The sequence below is a fragment of the Pseudogulbenkiania sp. FW507-F1 genome (genome assembly GCF_058781125.1).
Map to the genome: position 1 here is coordinate 55,764 of NZ_JBYSWM010000008.1, position 15,238 is coordinate 71,001.

At 66.9% G+C, this 15,238-nt stretch carries 14 protein-coding genes, 1 other RNA gene and 2 pseudogenes; 15 read left to right on the plus strand and 2 right to left on the minus strand.

The features are described from left to right. Window positions 1-77 precede the first annotated feature (77 nt). The 10 genes and pseudogenes from rnpB to yedA all read left to right on the plus strand — a co-directional run bounded on the left by rnpB (window position 78) and on the right by yedA (window position 8,981). An RNA gene (gene rnpB / locus AC3WG5_RS07035) (RNase P RNA component class A) lies at window positions 78-483 on the plus strand. Window positions 484-669: 186 nt separating this feature from the next. After that, window positions 670-1,698, plus strand: a complete 1,029-nt coding sequence (gene dusB / locus AC3WG5_RS07040; protein WP_492568250.1) for a tRNA dihydrouridine synthase DusB — start codon at window positions 670-672, stop codon at window positions 1,696-1,698. A 27-nt stretch (window positions 1,699-1,725) separates the two neighbouring features. Continuing rightward, window positions 1,726-1,971: pseudogene (fis, locus tag AC3WG5_RS07045) on the plus strand (DNA-binding transcriptional regulator Fis); the annotation flags it as partial. Window positions 1,972-2,045: 74 nt separating this feature from the next. Continuing rightward, window positions 2,046-3,623 carry a bifunctional phosphoribosylaminoimidazolecarboxamide formyltransferase/IMP cyclohydrolase gene (gene purH / locus AC3WG5_RS07050; RefSeq protein WP_040652105.1) on the plus strand — a complete coding sequence of 526 codons (1,578 nt, stop codon included), beginning with the start codon at window positions 2,046-2,048 and terminating at the stop codon, window positions 3,621-3,623. Window positions 3,624-3,680: 57 nt separating this feature from the next. Continuing rightward, window positions 3,681-4,223, plus strand: coding sequence for a lipid IV(A) palmitoyltransferase PagP (gene pagP, locus AC3WG5_RS07055; protein ID WP_492568251.1), 543 nt, complete (start codon window positions 3,681-3,683; stop codon window positions 4,221-4,223). A gap of 51 nt (window positions 4,224-4,274) precedes the next feature. Next, window positions 4,275-5,555, plus strand: coding sequence for a phosphoribosylamine--glycine ligase (gene purD / locus AC3WG5_RS07060; protein WP_482583888.1), 1,281 nt, complete (start codon window positions 4,275-4,277; stop codon window positions 5,553-5,555). A 271-nt stretch (window positions 5,556-5,826) separates the two neighbouring features. Then, complete coding sequence (locus AC3WG5_RS07065) at window positions 5,827-6,555, plus strand: substrate-binding periplasmic protein (RefSeq protein ID WP_492568252.1); 729 nt, start codon at window positions 5,827-5,829, stop codon at window positions 6,553-6,555. A gap of 175 nt (window positions 6,556-6,730) precedes the next feature. Further along, on the plus strand, window positions 6,731-7,246 hold the full coding sequence (tsaC, locus tag AC3WG5_RS07070; protein ID WP_294865706.1) for an L-threonylcarbamoyladenylate synthase type 1 TsaC: 516 nt from the start codon (window positions 6,731-6,733) through the stop codon (window positions 7,244-7,246). Between the two features lie 51 nt (window positions 7,247-7,297). Beyond that, window positions 7,298-7,948 (plus strand): protein TolQ, encoded by a 651-nt coding sequence (tolQ, locus tag AC3WG5_RS07075; protein WP_008952083.1) that lies wholly within the window; start codon window positions 7,298-7,300, stop codon window positions 7,946-7,948. Window positions 7,949-8,099: 151 nt separating this feature from the next. Then, window positions 8,100-8,981, plus strand: coding sequence for a drug/metabolite exporter YedA (yedA, locus tag AC3WG5_RS07080; RefSeq protein ID WP_492568253.1), 882 nt, complete (start codon window positions 8,100-8,102; stop codon window positions 8,979-8,981). A gap of 9 nt (window positions 8,982-8,990) precedes the next feature. On the opposite strand, the gene AC3WG5_RS07085 is transcribed toward yedA, so the two are convergent. Continuing rightward, window positions 8,991-9,431 carry an Lrp/AsnC family transcriptional regulator gene (locus AC3WG5_RS07085; RefSeq protein ID WP_492568254.1) on the minus strand — a complete coding sequence of 147 codons (441 nt, stop codon included), beginning with the start codon at window positions 9,429-9,431 and terminating at the stop codon, window positions 8,991-8,993. A gap of 418 nt (window positions 9,432-9,849) precedes the next feature. Between AC3WG5_RS07085 and phoB the strand changes: the two genes are divergently transcribed. The 3 genes from phoB (at window position 9,850) to tal (ending at window position 13,009) form a co-directional block, all read left to right on the plus strand. Beyond that, window positions 9,850-10,539, plus strand: a complete 690-nt coding sequence (gene phoB, locus AC3WG5_RS07090) for a phosphate regulon transcriptional regulator PhoB (protein WP_008952086.1) — start codon at window positions 9,850-9,852, stop codon at window positions 10,537-10,539. 11 nt (window positions 10,540-10,550) lie between these two features. Beyond that, on the plus strand, window positions 10,551-11,855 hold the full coding sequence (gene phoR / locus AC3WG5_RS07095) for a phosphate regulon sensor histidine kinase PhoR (protein WP_482583892.1): 1,305 nt from the start codon (window positions 10,551-10,553) through the stop codon (window positions 11,853-11,855). A gap of 95 nt (window positions 11,856-11,950) precedes the next feature. Further along, the gene (gene tal / locus AC3WG5_RS07100; RefSeq protein WP_492568255.1) at window positions 11,951-13,009 is read left to right on the plus strand and encodes a transaldolase; all 1,059 of its coding nucleotides are present in this window, start codon (window positions 11,951-11,953) and stop codon (window positions 13,007-13,009) included. A gap of 251 nt (window positions 13,010-13,260) precedes the next feature. Here tal and AC3WG5_RS07105 read toward each other — a convergent pair whose 3' ends face one another. Next, window positions 13,261-13,791, minus strand: coding sequence for a hemerythrin domain-containing protein (locus AC3WG5_RS07105; protein ID WP_492568256.1), 531 nt, complete (start codon window positions 13,789-13,791; stop codon window positions 13,261-13,263). A 176-nt stretch (window positions 13,792-13,967) separates the two neighbouring features. On the opposite strand from AC3WG5_RS07105, the pseudogene AC3WG5_RS07110 reads away from it, so the two are divergent. After that, window positions 13,968-14,357 (plus strand): annotated as a pseudogene (locus AC3WG5_RS07110) (GNAT family N-acetyltransferase); the annotation flags it as partial. 96 nt (window positions 14,358-14,453) lie between these two features. Continuing rightward, entirely contained in the window at window positions 14,454-15,002 is a 549-nt protein-coding gene (gene ampD, locus AC3WG5_RS07115) for a 1,6-anhydro-N-acetylmuramyl-L-alanine amidase AmpD (protein ID WP_492568301.1), read from the plus strand. Window positions 15,003-15,238 lie beyond the last annotated feature (236 nt).

Consider the following 15,238-nt stretch of genomic DNA (forward strand, 5'->3'; position numbering starts at 1 on the left):
TATACCTTCTTCATGATGCTGGCCCGCGAAAATATCCCTCAGGCTTGGCCGGGTTCTGAGGTAAAATGGCAACGCGGGGAGTCAGCCAGACAGTCGCCGCGTGCCTTCAGGCACGGGGAGGAAAGTCCGGGCTCCGCAGAGCAGGATGCCGGTTAACGACCGGACGCCGCGAGGCGATGGAAAGTGGAACAGAGAGCTGAACCGCCGATGGCCTTGGCAACAGGGATCAGGCAAGGGTGAAAAGGTGTACCGGTCAGGCGCAAGCCGGGCCGGACGGGCGGGGAAACCTGCCTGCGGTAAGAGCGCACCGCGTCCGTGGCAACACGCGACGGCAGGCTAAACCCCATCCGGAGCAAGACCAAATAGGGGGGCGCTAACGTGGCTCGCGTTGTCCCCGGGTAGGTTGCTTGAGCCGGCCAGCAATGGTCGGCCTAGAGGAATGACTGTCCACGACAGAACCCGGCTTACCGACTGACTCCCCGTCCCCCTCCCCGCGCCATGTCATGAGGCGGCAGCGCTCGACCCGCTTGGGCGCGCACGCCGGCCGCACGCGCGCCCTTAATTCCGCCGCTATCGAGCCTGCTCAAAAAGTAGGCAAAATGTTTTTTACCCGCCGGGCAAAAAGCATTACAATGCCGCCCTCTCGCCGCTAAATCCTTGATAAAACAGATGCGCATCGGACCGTACACCCTGAAGAACCGGCTCATCGTCGCGCCCATGGCCGGGGTGACGGACCGCCCGTTCCGCATGCTGTGCAAGCGACTGGGGGCGGGGATGGCGGTATCCGAGATGATCACCTCCAACAAGGCCTTGTGGACCACCGCCAAGACCTTGCGCCGCGCCAACCACGACGGCGAGGTGGAGCCGATCTCGGTGCAGATCGCCGGCGCCGATCCGGCGCAGATGGCGGCGGCGGCGCGCCTCAACGTCGAGCAGGGCGCGCAGATCATCGACATCAACATGGGCTGCCCAGCCAAGAAGGTGTGCAACGTTGCCGCCGGCTCCGCGCTGTTGCGCGACGAGGCGCTGGTGGGGCGCATCCTCGAGGCTGTGGTGCAGGCGGTGGACGTGCCGGTGACCTTGAAGACCCGTACCGGCTGGAGCCGCGAGCACAAGACCGCGCTCAGGGTGGCGCGCTTGGCCGAAGATTGCGGCATCGCCGCGCTGGCGCTGCACGGCCGCACGCGCGAGGACATGTACCACGGCGCGGCGGAGTACGACACCATCCGCGCCGTGAAGCAGGCGATCTCGATCCCGCTGATCGCCAACGGCGACATCGACTCGCCCGAGCGGGCGCGCCAAGTGCTCGACTTCACCGGCGCCGACGCCATCATGATCGGCCGCGCCGCGCAGGGGCGGCCGTGGATTTTCCGCGAGATCCAGCATTACCTCGAAACCGGTGAAACCCTGTCGGCGCCGACGGTGGCGGAAATCCGCCAACTGCTCCTGGAGCACCTGGACGAGTTGTACGGTTTTTACGGCGAGTACTCCGGCTGCCGCATCGCGCGCAAGCACATCGCCTGGTACACGCGCGGCCTGCGCGGCTCCAACGAGTTCCGCCAGGCGATGTACCGGCTGGAAGACACCGTCGGGCAGCGCGCCGCGGTGGCGGACTACTTCGATCGGCTGGCCGGCGCCTCCGAGCGCCTCGAGTACGTGGAAGCCATGGGGGGCGCGGACCAGGCCCTGGCGGGCTGAGACCGCGCTCAGACAACTGACGACAGAACAAAAACCATGCAGAACAACGATCACATTTCCCAGTCGGTACGGCTGGCCATGGAGCAATACTTCCGCGATCTCGACGGCGAGGTGCCCTCGGCCATCTACGACATGGTGCTGGCCTGCGTGGAGAGGCCCCTGCTCGAGGTGGTGCTGTCGCACACCCAGGGCAACCAGACGCGCGCGGCGGAGTTGCTGGGGCTCAACCGCAACACGCTGCGCAAGAAAATGAAGAGTTACGACCTGATCTAGAATGGGAAAGCAGGCCTCCGTCACCGGGCGCCTGCTTTCGGATTTTTATGACTTCCTTGAGTGGTAGATTAACGATGACCAAGATCGAACGTGCGCTGATCAGCGTTTCCGACAAGACCGGCGTTCTCGAATTCGCCCAGACCCTGGCCGGCTTCGGCGTGCATATCCTGTCGACCGGCGGCACCGCCAAGCTGCTGGCCGAAGCCGGCGTGCCGGTGACCGAAGTGTCCGACTACACCGGCTTCCCCGAGATGCTGGACGGCCGCGTCAAGACGCTGCATCCGAAAGTGCACGGCGGCATCCTCGGCCGACGCGATCTGCCCGAGCACGTGGCCAAGATGGCCGAACACGGCATCGGCAACATCGACCTGGTGTGCGTCAACCTGTACCCGTTCGAAGCCACCATCGCCAATCCGGACTGCCCGCTGGAAGACGCCATCGAGAACATCGACATCGGCGGCCCGACCATGGTGCGCTCCGCCGCCAAGAACTGGGCGCACGTCGCCATCGTCACCGACGCGGCCGACTACGCCACCTTGGCCGACGAACTGAAGGCCAACGACGGCCAGCTGTCCAAGGCCACCCGCTTCGAGCTGGCCAAGAAGGCGTTCACCCACACCGCGGCCTACGACGGCGCCATCTCCAACTACCTGACCAGCCTGGCCGCCGGCTCGCTGGCCGGGGTGCCGGAACGCACCGCCTTCCCGAACCGCCTGAACACCCAGTTCGTCAAGGTGCAGGACATGCGCTACGGCGAGAACCCGCACCAGGCCGCCGCCTTCTACCGCGACCTTGACCCGGCCGCCGGCTCCATCGCCAACTACCGCCAGCTGCAGGGCAAGGAACTGTCCTACAACAACATCGCCGATTCCGACGCAGCGTGGGAAGCGGTGAAGACCTTTGAGCAGCCGGCCTGCGTCATCGTCAAGCACGCCAACCCGTGCGGCGTGGCCGTGGCGGCCGATCCGCTCACCGCCTACCGCCTGGCCTTCGCCACCGACACCACTTCGGCCTTCGGCGGCATCATCGCCTTCAACCGCCCGGTCGACGCCGAAACCGTGGAAGCCGTGACCGGCCAGTTCCTCGAAGTGCTGATCGCCCCGGCCTTCAGCGACGAGGCCAAGGCCGTCATCGCCGCCAAGAAGAACGTGCGCGTGCTGGAGATTCCGCTGGAAGCCGGCGCCAACCGCTTCGAGCTGAAGCGTGTCGGCGGCGGCGTGCTGGTGCAGACCCCGGACATCCGCAACGTCGGCCTGGACGAGCTCAAGGTGGTGACCAAGCGCGCCCCGACCGAGCAGGAAATGAGCGACCTGCTGTTCGCTTGGCGCGTCGCCAAGTACGTCAAGTCCAACGCCATCGTGTTCTGCAAGAATGGCCAGACCGCCGGCATCGGCGCCGGCCAGATGAGCCGTGTCGACTCCACCCGCATCGCCGCGCGCAAGGCCCAGGACGCCGGCCTGACGCTGCAGGGCGCGGTGGCCTCGTCGGACGCCTTCTTCCCGTTCCGCGACGGCATCGACGTCATCGCCGAGCAGGGCATCAAGGCCATCATCCAGCCGGGCGGTTCGATGCGCGACGAGGAAGTGTTCGCCGCCGCCGACGAACATGGCATCGCCATGGTGCTGACCGGTGTGCGCCACTTCCGCCACTGAGCGCGGCGGACCACGAGAAAGGTTGGCCGAAGCGCGCTTCGGCCTCACATGACCGCCATGAGCCGCCCCGTCCTGTTCACCCTGCTGCTGGCCAGCGCCGTCCCGGCTTGGGGCTGCAGTGACGGCGACGGCTGGCTCGACGCTGCCTGTCGCCGCGTCGATCAGGTGTGGCAACAAGGGCAGGGCGAGGTCTACCTGCCCGGCTACGCCTACCATCTGCGCAGCGCCTACCGGCCGGAGAAGATCGACTCGTTCAACGAACAGGCCTGGGGTTTCGGCCTGGGGCGCGGCCTGGTCGACGACGACGGCGACTGGCACGGCCTCTACGCCATGGCCTTTCTCGACTCGCACAACGATCTCGAGCCGATCGCCGGCTACGCTTACCAGAGCCGGCACCACTTCAGCGAGAACTGGCAGGCCGGGCTCGGTTTCACCGCCTTCCTCACCTCGCGCTCGGACACCCTGCATTACTTCCCGGTGCCGGGCGTGCTGCCGCTGGCGTCGGTGCAGTACAAGCGGCTGGCGTTGATGGGGACCTACATCCCCGGCGGCAAAGGCAACGGCAACGTGGTCTTCCTGTTCGCCCGTTACGGTTTTTGAGTGTGCCCGGCCTGGTCCGGGCACCGTCATTGAAAGATTGAGGAAACACAGATGAAAGTGATGGTTATCGGTTCCGGCGGGCGCGAACACGCCCTGGCCTGGCGTATCGCCAAGTCGCCGCGCGTGTCCAAGGTATTCGTCGCGCCCGGCAACGCCGGCACCGAACTCGACCCGCACCTGACCAACGTGGCGATCAGCGCGATTCCGGAGCTGATCGCCTTCGTCAAGCAGGAGAAGATCGAGCTCACCGTGGTTGGTCCGGAAGCGCCGCTGGCCGCCGGCGTGGTCGACGCCTTCCGCGCCGAAGGGCTGAAGATCTTCGGCCCGACCCAGTACGCCGCGCAGCTGGAAAGCTCCAAGGACTTCGCCAAGGCGTTCATGAAGCGCCACGGCATCCCCACCGCCGGCTACGAGACCTTCACCGACGCCGCCGCGGCGCACGCCTACGTCGACGGCAAGGGCGCCCCGATCGTGATCAAGGCCGACGGACTGGCCGCCGGCAAGGGCGTGGTGGTGGCGCTGACGCTGGACGAGGCGCACGCCGCCATCGACGACATGCTGGTCGGCAACAAGATGGGCAGCGCCGGCGCCCGCGTGGTGATCGAGGACTTCCTGGAAGGCGAGGAAGCCAGCTTCATCGTCATGGTCGACGGCGAGCACGTGCTGGCCATGGCCACCAGCCAGGACCACAAGCGCCTCAAGGACAACGACGAGGGCCCCAACACCGGCGGCATGGGCGCCTACAGCCCGGCACCGGTGGTGACCCCGGACGTGCACGCGCGCGTGATGCGCGAGATCATCCTGCCGACGGTGCAGGGCATGAAGAAGGACGGTCACGAGTACACCGGCTTCCTCTACGCCGGGCTGATGATCGACCAGGACGGCAACCCGTTCACCATCGAGTTCAACTGCCGCTTCGGAGACCCGGAAACCCAGCCGATCATGGCGCGCCTGAAGTCCGACTTCACCGTGCTGCTGGAAGCCGGCGTCAACGGCCAGCTCGACCGCGTCGAGGCGGAGTGGGACCGGCGCGTGGCGCTGGGGGTGGTGCTGGCGGCCGAAGGCTACCCGGAAAGCCCGCGCAAGGGCGACCTAATCGACGGCCTGTCCAAGGCCAGCGACGACGACGCCGTGGTGTTCCACGCCGGTACGGCGTTCGACGCCGAAGGCCGCGTGGTCACCAACGGCGGCCGCGTGCTGTGCGTGGTGGGCCTGGGCGACAGCGTGCGCATGGCGCAGGGCAAGGCCTACGCCGTGGCCGACCAGATCCGCTTCGCCGGCAAGCAGCTGCGTCGCGACATCGGCAGCAAGGCGTTGCACCGGCGCGGCTGAGAACGGTGCGCTTGTGGATAAAGCGACGGCACGCTCCAATTCCGGCCCTGTGATGCTCGCCGCACCATGTGTACGGCGGCATCGTTACTCGCCTCTTTGGGGCGAACCGGCTTTGGCGCCACGGCCCTGAGCACAGGGAATCCCCGTGGGAGGGTTTCTTTCACAAGCCATGCCTGGCCAAGGCATTAGACGGCACCCTCGGGTGCCGTTTTTCATTGGCAGCGCCGCGCCATGGGCCATACTGAATCATCCGTGGAAACAGGAGCTTATCATGGCCCGTCGCTACCTGATCGCCGCCCTGTGTGCGCTGTTCGCCCTGACCGGCCACGCCGGCGCCGCTCCCAAACCCTTGCGCGTGCTCACCGAGTCGTACCCGCCCTACAACATGAGCGCCAAGAACGGCAGCGTGGTGGGGCTGTCGACCGATATCGTGCGCGAGATGATGAAACGCGCCCGCGTGCCCTACACCATTGAGCTGCAGCAGTGGGTGTGGGCCTTCACCAACGCGCGCGACAATCCCGCCACCTGCGTCTACTCCACCACCCGCAGCGAGGATCGCGAGGCGCAGTTCAAGTGGGTCGGACCGCTGGTCGACAACCCCTGGGTGCTGTTCGCGCGCAACGACGACACGCGCCCGGTGCGCGCGCTGGAAGACGTCCGCCCCTACCTCTTGGGCGGCTACGTCGGCGATGCCACCGCCCAGTTCCTGATGAGCAACGGCTACCGCGTCGAACTGGTGCCGGCCGACATGCTCAACATGCGCAAGCTGGCCGATGGCCGCATCGACTACTGGGCCACCGGCAAGTACCAGGGCGCGTATCTCGCGGCACAGCAGAAGCAGGTCGGCATCCACCCGGTGCTCACCTTCAAGACGGTGCAGCTCTATCTCGCCTGCAACAAGTCCACCGACGACGCGCTGATCCAGAAGCTCAACGCCAGCCTCGGCGGTATGCGCGAGGAAGGCGTGATACAGAAGATCGTCGACCGCTACCTGCATTGAAGCGGCCGGGTTTTGCGGGACGGGGGGCCCGGGCCCGCGGGGGCGGCGGCGGCTCTGCTAGAATGGCGCTTTTGTCGTCACCCCCATCGTCATGAGTCGTCCTCTTACCTCGCCGCGTGGGCGCCGGGCCTTGCCGCGCCTGCCCGCCGTTGCGCTGTTGCGGAGGGCCAGGGCTGTGCTGCAGCAGGGCGGCGTGCTGGCCTATTCCACCGAATCCTGTTTCGGCCTGGGGTGCGATCCGTTCAATGTTGCAGCGATCCGCCGCGTGCTGGCGCTCAAGGCCCGCCCCAACCACAAGGGCCTGATCGTGATCGCCGCCTCGCTGGCGCAGGTGCGTCCGCTGATCCGCCCGTTGTCGGCGGCCGAGGAAGCGGAACTTGCCCGCTACTGGCCTGGTCCTTATACCTTTTTGCTGCCGGCCTCGCCGCGCGTCTCGCCGCTGCTGCGCGGGCGGCACGACAAGATCGCGGTGCGGGTGACCGCGCACGGCGAGGCGGCGGCGCTGTGCCGCGCGCTGGGGACGGCGCTGGTATCGACCTCGGCCAACCGCGCCGGGCAGACGTCGCTGAAAACCGCGCAAGCCTGCCGCCGCGCCTTCGGTGCCGCGGTCTTGACGTTGCCGGGACGCATCGGCGGCAGCCGCCGTCCCTCCACCATCATCGATTTTGAAACCGGCCGCGTGCTCCGCTGAAGCGCACGCGCCGTTTGTAACGAGGAACTAGCTTTGCAACCGATTTCTTTCATGAGCCTGATCCTGAACGCCAGCCTGGTGGTGCAACTGGTCATGCTGGGGCTGGCGCTGCTGTCGGTGCTGTCGTGGACGCTGATCATCAGCAAGCTCGGCACGCTGCGCTCGGCACGGCGCCACAGCGAAAGCTTCGAGCAGAATTTCTGGGGCGGCACCGACCTCAACCGGCTGTACGAGGATGCACGCCAGCAGGGCGACACCGTCGGCATGGAGCGTATCTTCCAGTCCGGCTTCGCCGAGTTCCTCAAGCAGCGCGGCCGTAGCGGCGCCGAGCTGTCCGACATCATGGACGGGGCACGCCGCGCCATGCGCGCCGCCGCCCAGCGCGAGCTTGACCGCCTCGACAGCCACACCTCGTTCCTCGCCACGGTCGGCTCGGTGAGCCCCTACATCGGCCTGTTCGGCACGGTGTGGGGCATCATGCACGCCTTCATCGGCCTCGGTAACGCCGGCCAGGCGACGCTGTCGACGGTGGCGCCCGGCATCGCCGAGGCGCTGGTGGCCACCGCCATCGGCCTGTTCGCGGCGATTCCGGCGGTGGTGGCGTACAACCGCTTCGCCGCCGACGTCGACCGCCTGGCGTCGCGCTTCGATACCTTCATGGAAGAGTTCTCCAACATCCTGCAGCGTCTCGCCACGCGCTGAGAACCCGCCCGCGATACCGGCTTCGGCCAGGCCGCCAAGGTTGGCCGAAGCCACTGTTCGCCTGCGCGAACAGTCTTGTCGCGTCCACCTGCCTTGTATTTCGTGCCGGCAGTGGGATGATGTCATCCTGTTTCCGATGCGATGTCCTGCCATGTCCCCGCGCCGCGTGCCTCCTCTTACCCTTGCCGCCCTGCTGTCGCTCTACCTGATCTGGGGCTCGACCTACTTCGCCATCCACGTCGCCGTCGACTCGTGGCCTCCGCTGTTGATGGCCGGGGTGCGCTTCGTGATCGCCGGCACCGTGCTGGCGTCGTTTCTGCTGTGGCGCGGCGAGGCCTTGCCGAACTGGCGCCAGCTCGGCAGCTCCACCCTGCTCGGCGTGCTGATGCCGGGCATGGGCAACGGTCTGGTGACGGTGGCGCAGAAGAGCGTGTCGTCCGGCGTGGCGGCGCTGATGGTGGCGACGGTGCCGCTGTTCACCACCTTGTGCGCCCGGCTGTTCGGGCAGCGCACCCGCCCGCTGGAATGGGCCGGCATGGGGCTGGGCCTGGCCGGCATCGCGCTGCTCAACATGGGCAGCAGCCTGTCGCTGAGCCCGCTGGGCGGCATCCTGCTGTTGCTGGCCTGCGCCGGCTGGGCGCTCGGCTCGGCCTGGAGCAAGCACCTGCCGCAGCCGGGCGGACTGATGGCGAGCGCCATGATGATGCTGATGGGCGGCGTGGCGCTGCTGCTGGCCAGCGTGGCGAGCGGTGAGCGCCTGGCGGCGGTGCCGACCTTCGAAGGCTGGCTGGCGCTGGGTTACCTGGTGGTGTTCGGCTCGCTGATCGCCTACAGCGCCTATCTCTACCTCCTGGCCAACGTCAGCCCGGCCACCGCCACCAGCTACGCCTACGTCAACCCGGTGATCGCCGTGCTGCTGGGCGTGCTGTTTCTCGGCGAGCAGGTCGGTCGTCAGGAGCTGGGCGCGCTGGTGGTGATCGTGGCGGGCGTGGTGCTGATCGGCTGGAAGAAGGCCGAGCCGCGCCCGGTCTAAGAAGCTGCTCTAGTCCACCGGCAGCGGCGGCAGGCGCGGTGTGATCGGGGTGTCGATGACGATCGAGGTCTTGGTGTCGCCGTACTGCATCAGCTCGGCGATCAGCGTCTGCAATGCCGCCATCGTGTCCACCGCCGCCTTCAGCAGCAGGCCGCTGCTGCCGGTGATCGACTCGCACGACACGATGCCCGGCACGTCCTTGAGTTTCTCCAGCACGGCGTAGAACTCCAGGTGTTTCACCGTCAGTTCGATCACGCACTGGATCGGAAAGCCCAGCCGTGCCAGGTCGACCCCGACGTGGTAGCCGGTGATGATGCCGGCGCGCTCCAGCTTGTCGATGCGGTCGGCCACCGCGGGGGCCGACAGGTTCACCCGTCGCGCCAGCTCGGCGAAGCTGAGACGGGCGTTTTCGTGCAGTGCGGCGAGAATCTTGTGATCGAATTTGTCCACTTTTGATTCGAAGGCGTTAGCCGGAAATATGCGTTGAAACGAAAATTATACCCCGGTAAATCGACGGTTTTCTTATTAATTCGGCCCCTCAGCCTACGTACAATACGTCCCGTGATGAGGCAGCGCGCTGCGGTCCCGCGGGATGGCGGAGCGCTCCTTGGACTGGATACGTGGACCCCCCGAAGTGTGCCCGATGCGTCGGGAGCGGTCGCTGTTCTGGTGATCTCTTTGTCCCCGGTCTCAAGTCATTTCTCTTTAGTATTGACGACGATCCTTCAAGGCCTGTCTTGCGACAGGCCTGTTTTTTTGCCTGTTTCCCCCGACTTTGTTACCGTGACTTGGCATTTCCCGGGAAATGTCATATTTCTGTAATCCCCGCTTCTTATCCTCTGGGCAGACTCTCTGCCAATGGATCATCATGCCTGCGAACATTCTGCTCGTTGAAGACGAACCGGCCATTCAGGAACTGATTGCGTTCAACCTGACCCAGGCCGGCCACCATGTGCTGCGCGCCAGCACCGCCGAGGCCGCGCTGATGCTGGTCAAGAATGCCTTGCCGGACCTGGTGCTGCTGGACTGGATGCTGCCCGGCGGCTCCGGCATCGACATCGCCAAGCGCCTGCGTGCCGACGAGCGCACGCGCCAGGTGCCGATCATCATGCTGACCGCGCGCTCCGACGAACAGGACAAGATCGTCGGGCTGGAAACCGGCGCCGACGACTACATCACCAAGCCGTTCTCGCCGCGCGAGCTGTTGGCGCGCATCAAGGCGGTGCTGCGCCGCCGTGCGCCGCAAATGACCGACGACGCGGTCGAGGTCAAGGGCCTGCGGCTCGATCCGGCGACGCACCGCGTCAGTACCGATGGCAATCCGATCGACCTCGGCCCGACCGAATTCCGCCTGCTGCACTTCTTCATGACCCACCCGGAACGGGTGCACTCGCGCGCGCAGCTGCTCGACCAGGTGTGGGGCGACCACGTGTTCGTCGAGGAGCGCACCGTCGACGTGCACATCCGCCGCCTGCGCAGCTCGCTGGAAGCGACCGGGCACGACGGCCTGATCCAGACCGTGCGCGGTACCGGCTACCGCTTCTCCACGCAACAGTGAGGTAGGCTTTTTTGCGCGAATTTGCACAGCGTACGCTGCTCTGGCTGGTGGCCATCGTGCTGCTCGGGCTGGGGTTCTGGTGGGCCTCCGGCGCGCTCGACGCCCTGCTGGTGCTGAGCATCGGCCTGGGCGGCTGGTTGGCCTTCCATCTCTATCACCTGGCGCTGCTGCTGCGCTGGCTGCAGCACCCCTCGGCCGAACGCGTGCCGGACGGTTTCGGTGCCTGGCACACGGTGTTCATCACGCTCTACCGGCAGAGCAAGATGCAAAGCCAGAGCAAGCGCAAGCTGACCAAGACCGTGGAGCGCTTCATCAACGCCGGCGAGGCGATGCCGGATGGCGTGGTGGTGCTGGACGAGCACGACCGCATCGAGTGGCTCAACCCGATGGCGGTGGAGCACTTCGGGCTCGACCGCAAGCGCGACGTCGGCAACCAGATTTTCAACCTGATCCGCCAGCCGGCGTTCAACGCCTACATGAAGGCGGACAGTTTCAGCCAGCCCTTGATCCTGCGCTCCTCCCAGCCCAACGAGCGGGTGCTGAGCATCCAGCTGGTGCCGTTCGACTCCACCCGCAAGCTGATCCTGTCGCGCGACATCACCCAGCTCGAGCGGGTGCAGACGGTGCACCGCGACTTCGTCGCCAACGTCTCGCACGAGCTGCGCACGCCGTTGACGGTGATCGGCGGCTTCCTCGAGACGCTCTCCGACATGCCGGACAACCCGGCGTTGCTGCGCCAGTTCCTGCCGATGATGATGGAGCAGTCGCGGCGCATGCAGAGCCTGGTGGAGGATCTGCTGATCCTGTCGCGGCTGGAGAACAGCCCGAAGAACGCCGCCAACGAGAAGGTCAACATGAGCGAATTGCTCGACACGCTAATGGTCGAAGCCGAAGGCCTGTCGCAAGGGCGCCACCAGATCCGGCTGCAGCGCGACACGCCGCTGTGGCTGTGGGGCAATGTCCAGGAGCTGCACTCGGCGTTTGGCAACCTGGTGTCCAACGCGGTGCGCTACACCCCGGACGGCGGCGACGTCACGCTGTGCTGGAAGGAGGAGGGCGAGAAGCTGGTGTTCTCGGTCAAGGACAGCGGCATCGGCATCCCGCGCGAGCACATCCCGCGCCTCACCGAACGCTTCTACCGCGTCGACCGCGGCCGCTCGCGCGGCAACGGCGGCACCGGGCTCGGCCTCGCCATCGTCAAGCACGTGGTGGCGCGTCACCAGGCGCGCCTCGAGGTGCACAGCGAGCCGGAGCGCGGCAGCACCTTCAGCGTGGTGTTCAACCGCACCCAGATGGCCGAGCCGGAAGCGGTCTGAGCGCTCGATCCTGTCCTTGGCGCGGGCCGTCGTGCCGCGCTAAGATGATCTTCCTGTTGTCTCGATCATCCCCTCAACCAACCGGGAAGTACGCCATGAACCGCCTGCAAGCCATCCGTCCCTTCGGCCAACGTATCTGGCTGGACAACCTGTCGCGTGAACTGCTGGCCTCCGGCACCCTGGCGCGCCTGGTGGAGGAAGACGGCATCGCCGGCGTGACCTCCAACCCGACCATCTTCCACAAGGCCATCGCCAGCGATCCGCGCTATCAGGAAGACCTGGCCGCGCTGAAACTGCGCGCGCTGGACGCCGAGCAGTGCTACGAGGCGCTGGTGATCCCGGACATCCAGGCCGCCTGCGACCTGCTGGCGGCGCAGTACCACGCCAGTGCCGGCGACGACGGCTACGTCAGCCTGGAAGTGTCGCCGCTGCTGGCCAACGATGCCGCCGGCACCCTGGCCGCGGCGCGCCGGCTGTGGCAGGTGGTGGCCCGACCCAACCTGATGATCAAGATTCCGGCCACCGCCGCCGGGGTGGACGCGCTGCGCACGCTGACGCGCGAGGGCGTCAACGTCAACATCACGCTGCTGTTCAGTCTGCCCCAAGTCGAGGCGGTGTGGGACGGTTATCTCGCCGGCCTGCAGCAGCGCCTGGAGGACGGCAACGACGTCAAGCCGGTCAAGGCGGTGGCGAGCTTCTTCCTGTCGCGCGTCGACAGCCTGCTCGATGCGCAGCTGGCGCCGGAACTGCAGGGCAAGGTGGCGGTGGCGCTGGCCAAGGCGGCCTACGCGCGCTACCGGCAGCGCTTCCACGGCGCCGAATTCGCCGCGCTGCGCGCCGCCGGGGCGCGTCCGCAGTACCTGCTGTGGGCCAGCACCGGCACCAAGAATGCCGCCTACTCCGACGTGCTGTACGTCGAGAGCCTGATCGGCCAGGAAACCGTCAACACCGTGCCGGACGCCACGCTGGCGGCGTTCCGCGATCATGGCGCGGCTGCCGAGACCCTGCCGCGCGGGCTGGAAGACGCCATGATGACGCTGCACCGCGTCGGCGCCTCCGGCATCGACCTGGCCGCCGTCGGCGACAAGCTGCAGCAGGACGGCCTCAAGCTGTTCGTCGAGTCGTACCAGGCGCTGCTGGAGCTGACCGCCTGAGAGTCTCGCCATTAGGCGGCTGCGCCTTCGCATCTTGAGCGCCGGCAGACTGCGTGCGAATCTTTGATGCGCTCAGCGATGCGGAATCCTCATGTACGCTATGTACATTCCGGTTCCTGTGCGCTGGCGGCGCTCAACCTGCCTGGGCTCGCTCGCCTACTGGGAGGGACTCCACGCCCGCGGGCCTAATCAACAAAAAAACGGGATGGCATGCCATCCCGTTTTTTTGTTGGAAAAGGTTGGCCGAAGCCTCAGCCCGGCTGCTGCCGCCGCGCCGCCATGCGCTGCCCGGCCTGGCGCAGTTCGTCCTCGCTCAGGGTGGCGGCGACCAGCGGAAACAGCCAGTCCTCCTCCAGCTGGGCATGGCTGCGATAATGCGTGGTGAAGGCGTGGATGGCTTCAGCGTCGACCCGCGTCGCCGAGTCGTCCTGCAGTGCCAGCAGTTGCCGCCGCAACACCTGCCAACGTTGGCCGAACATGACGTGATCGGCCGCCAGTCGCGCCAGCGGCGTGTCGGTATCCGGTAGGCGCTGGCGCAGCAGCGGGAACAGCTCGTCTTCCTCGTCGGCGTGGTGCGCCGGGCCGGCCACGTCGAAGTAACGCAGGATGCCCGCCACCGAACTCTGCAGCGCCGGGGTGACACCGTGTGCGGCGAGATAGCCGGGCAGCTTGTCGAGCAGGCTGCAGAAGTGGCGCACCTTGTCATGGCAGGCGCCGAGCATCTCCAGCGGCGCGTCGAAGCTGGGGGCGGCGTTCTGGCCGAGGTTGTCGAGTCGCAGCATGGCGGGGTCCTGGTGGGATGGCAGGCACCCAGTGTGCCCGAGCCCGCTGCGCGGGGCCATGACCGCGCTCAAGAAACGCCGGGCAGGCTGGCCGGCGCCGTGCTTCTGCACCACAATGACGGGGTGTGCGCCCGGCGGTGGCGCCGCGTCTCCCGCTCGTTACCAAGAGTCTTCCCATGGACCAACCCTTCGTCGTACGCCCTCCCGATCTGGCCGAGCCTGGTTTGGCGGAAGCCGCGTTCCGCCTGCAACTGGCGGCCCACCGCGTGGAACTGGCGTGGCTCGGCGAACCGCCCGACCTGCCGCTGCTGTGGGATGGCGCGGCGGCGGTGACGGCCTGCCCCTATCGCCAGCTCGCCGCGTTCGAGGGCGCCGAGCTGCGCGGCCTGCTGGTGTACGAGGAGGAGGGCGACGGCGTGCATATCCAGCGCATCGTGGTCGATCCCGCCCATTTCGGCCAGGGCTGGGGCTACCGCCTGGTGAACGCGCTGCTGGCGCTCGCGCCGCGCGTCACGGTGGATACCGCCGAGGGCAACGCCGCGGCGCTGCGCCTCTACGGCAAGGCCGGCTTCGTGCCGGAGCAGCGCTGGCACACGCCGGGCGGGCTGGCGCTGTGGCGGCTGGGCTACTGCCGCCCGCCCGACGAGGCGGCGCTGCCGGCGCTGTCGCTCGACGCTGCGGGCTGGGTGCCCGAGGCGCGCCACTGCCCCTCGCCCAACCGCGACGCGCGCGCCATCGGGGTGGCGACGGAACTGCTGGTGGTGCACAACATCAGCCTGCCACCGTACCGTTACGGCGGGCCGGGCGTGGAACAGCTGTTCACCAACAGCCTCGACCCCGCGGCGCATCCCTACTACGCCACCATCCACCACTTGCGCGTCTCGGCGCATTTCTTCATCCGCCGCGACGGCGAGCTGGTGCAGTTCGTCCCGGTCACCGAGCGCGCCTGGCACGCCGGGGTGTCGAACTGGCGTGGGCGCGAGCGCTGCAACGATTTCTCGCTCGGAGTGGAACTGGAGGGCTGCGACTTCGAGCCGTTCGCCGACGCCCAGTACCGCACCCTGATCGCGCTGGCGCGCCTGCTCAAGCAGCAACTGGGGCTGACCGGCATGACCGGCCACGAGCACATCGCGCCGGGGCGCAAGACCGATCCCGGCCCGTTCTTCGACTGGGCGCGGCTGAGAAGATTGGTGGACCTGCCGGCCGAGTGAGCGCCTATCCCATTAGGCGGCTGCGCCTTCGCCTCTTGAGCGCCGGCAGACTGCGTGCCAATCCATCGCTGAGCCAATCGAAGATTGGCACGCAGAGATTGGCTCAGCGATGCGGAATCCTCATGTACTTTGAGTACATTCCGGTTCCTGTGCGCTGCCGGCGCTCAACCTGCCTGGGCTCGCTCGCCTACTGGGATGGCTCTATGGGTTTTATTTTTGATTAATCTGGTGCATGC

Coding starts and splice junctions, on each gene's coding strand:
- tal (WP_492568255.1), top strand. CDS start 11,951: ATGAACCGCCTGCAAGCCATCCGTCCCTTCGGCCAACGTATCTGGCTG.
- purH (WP_040652105.1), top strand. CDS start 2,046: ATGACCAAGATCGAACGTGCGCTGATCAGCGTTTCCGACAAGACCGGC.
- purD (WP_482583888.1), top strand. CDS start 4,275: ATGAAAGTGATGGTTATCGGTTCCGGCGGGCGCGAACACGCCCTGGCC.
- tolQ (WP_008952083.1), top strand. CDS start 7,298: ATGAGCCTGATCCTGAACGCCAGCCTGGTGGTGCAACTGGTCATGCTG.
- AC3WG5_RS07105 (WP_492568256.1), bottom strand. CDS start 13,791: ATGCTGCGACTCGACAACCTCGGCCAGAACGCCGCCCCCAGCTTCGAC.
- AC3WG5_RS07065 (WP_492568252.1), top strand. CDS start 5,827: ATGGCCCGTCGCTACCTGATCGCCGCCCTGTGTGCGCTGTTCGCCCTG.
- dusB (WP_492568250.1), top strand. CDS start 670: ATGCGCATCGGACCGTACACCCTGAAGAACCGGCTCATCGTCGCGCCC.
- pagP (WP_492568251.1), top strand. CDS start 3,681: ATGAGCCGCCCCGTCCTGTTCACCCTGCTGCTGGCCAGCGCCGTCCCG.
- phoB (WP_008952086.1), top strand. CDS start 9,850: ATGCCTGCGAACATTCTGCTCGTTGAAGACGAACCGGCCATTCAGGAA.
- yedA (WP_492568253.1), top strand. CDS start 8,100: ATGTCCCCGCGCCGCGTGCCTCCTCTTACCCTTGCCGCCCTGCTGTCG.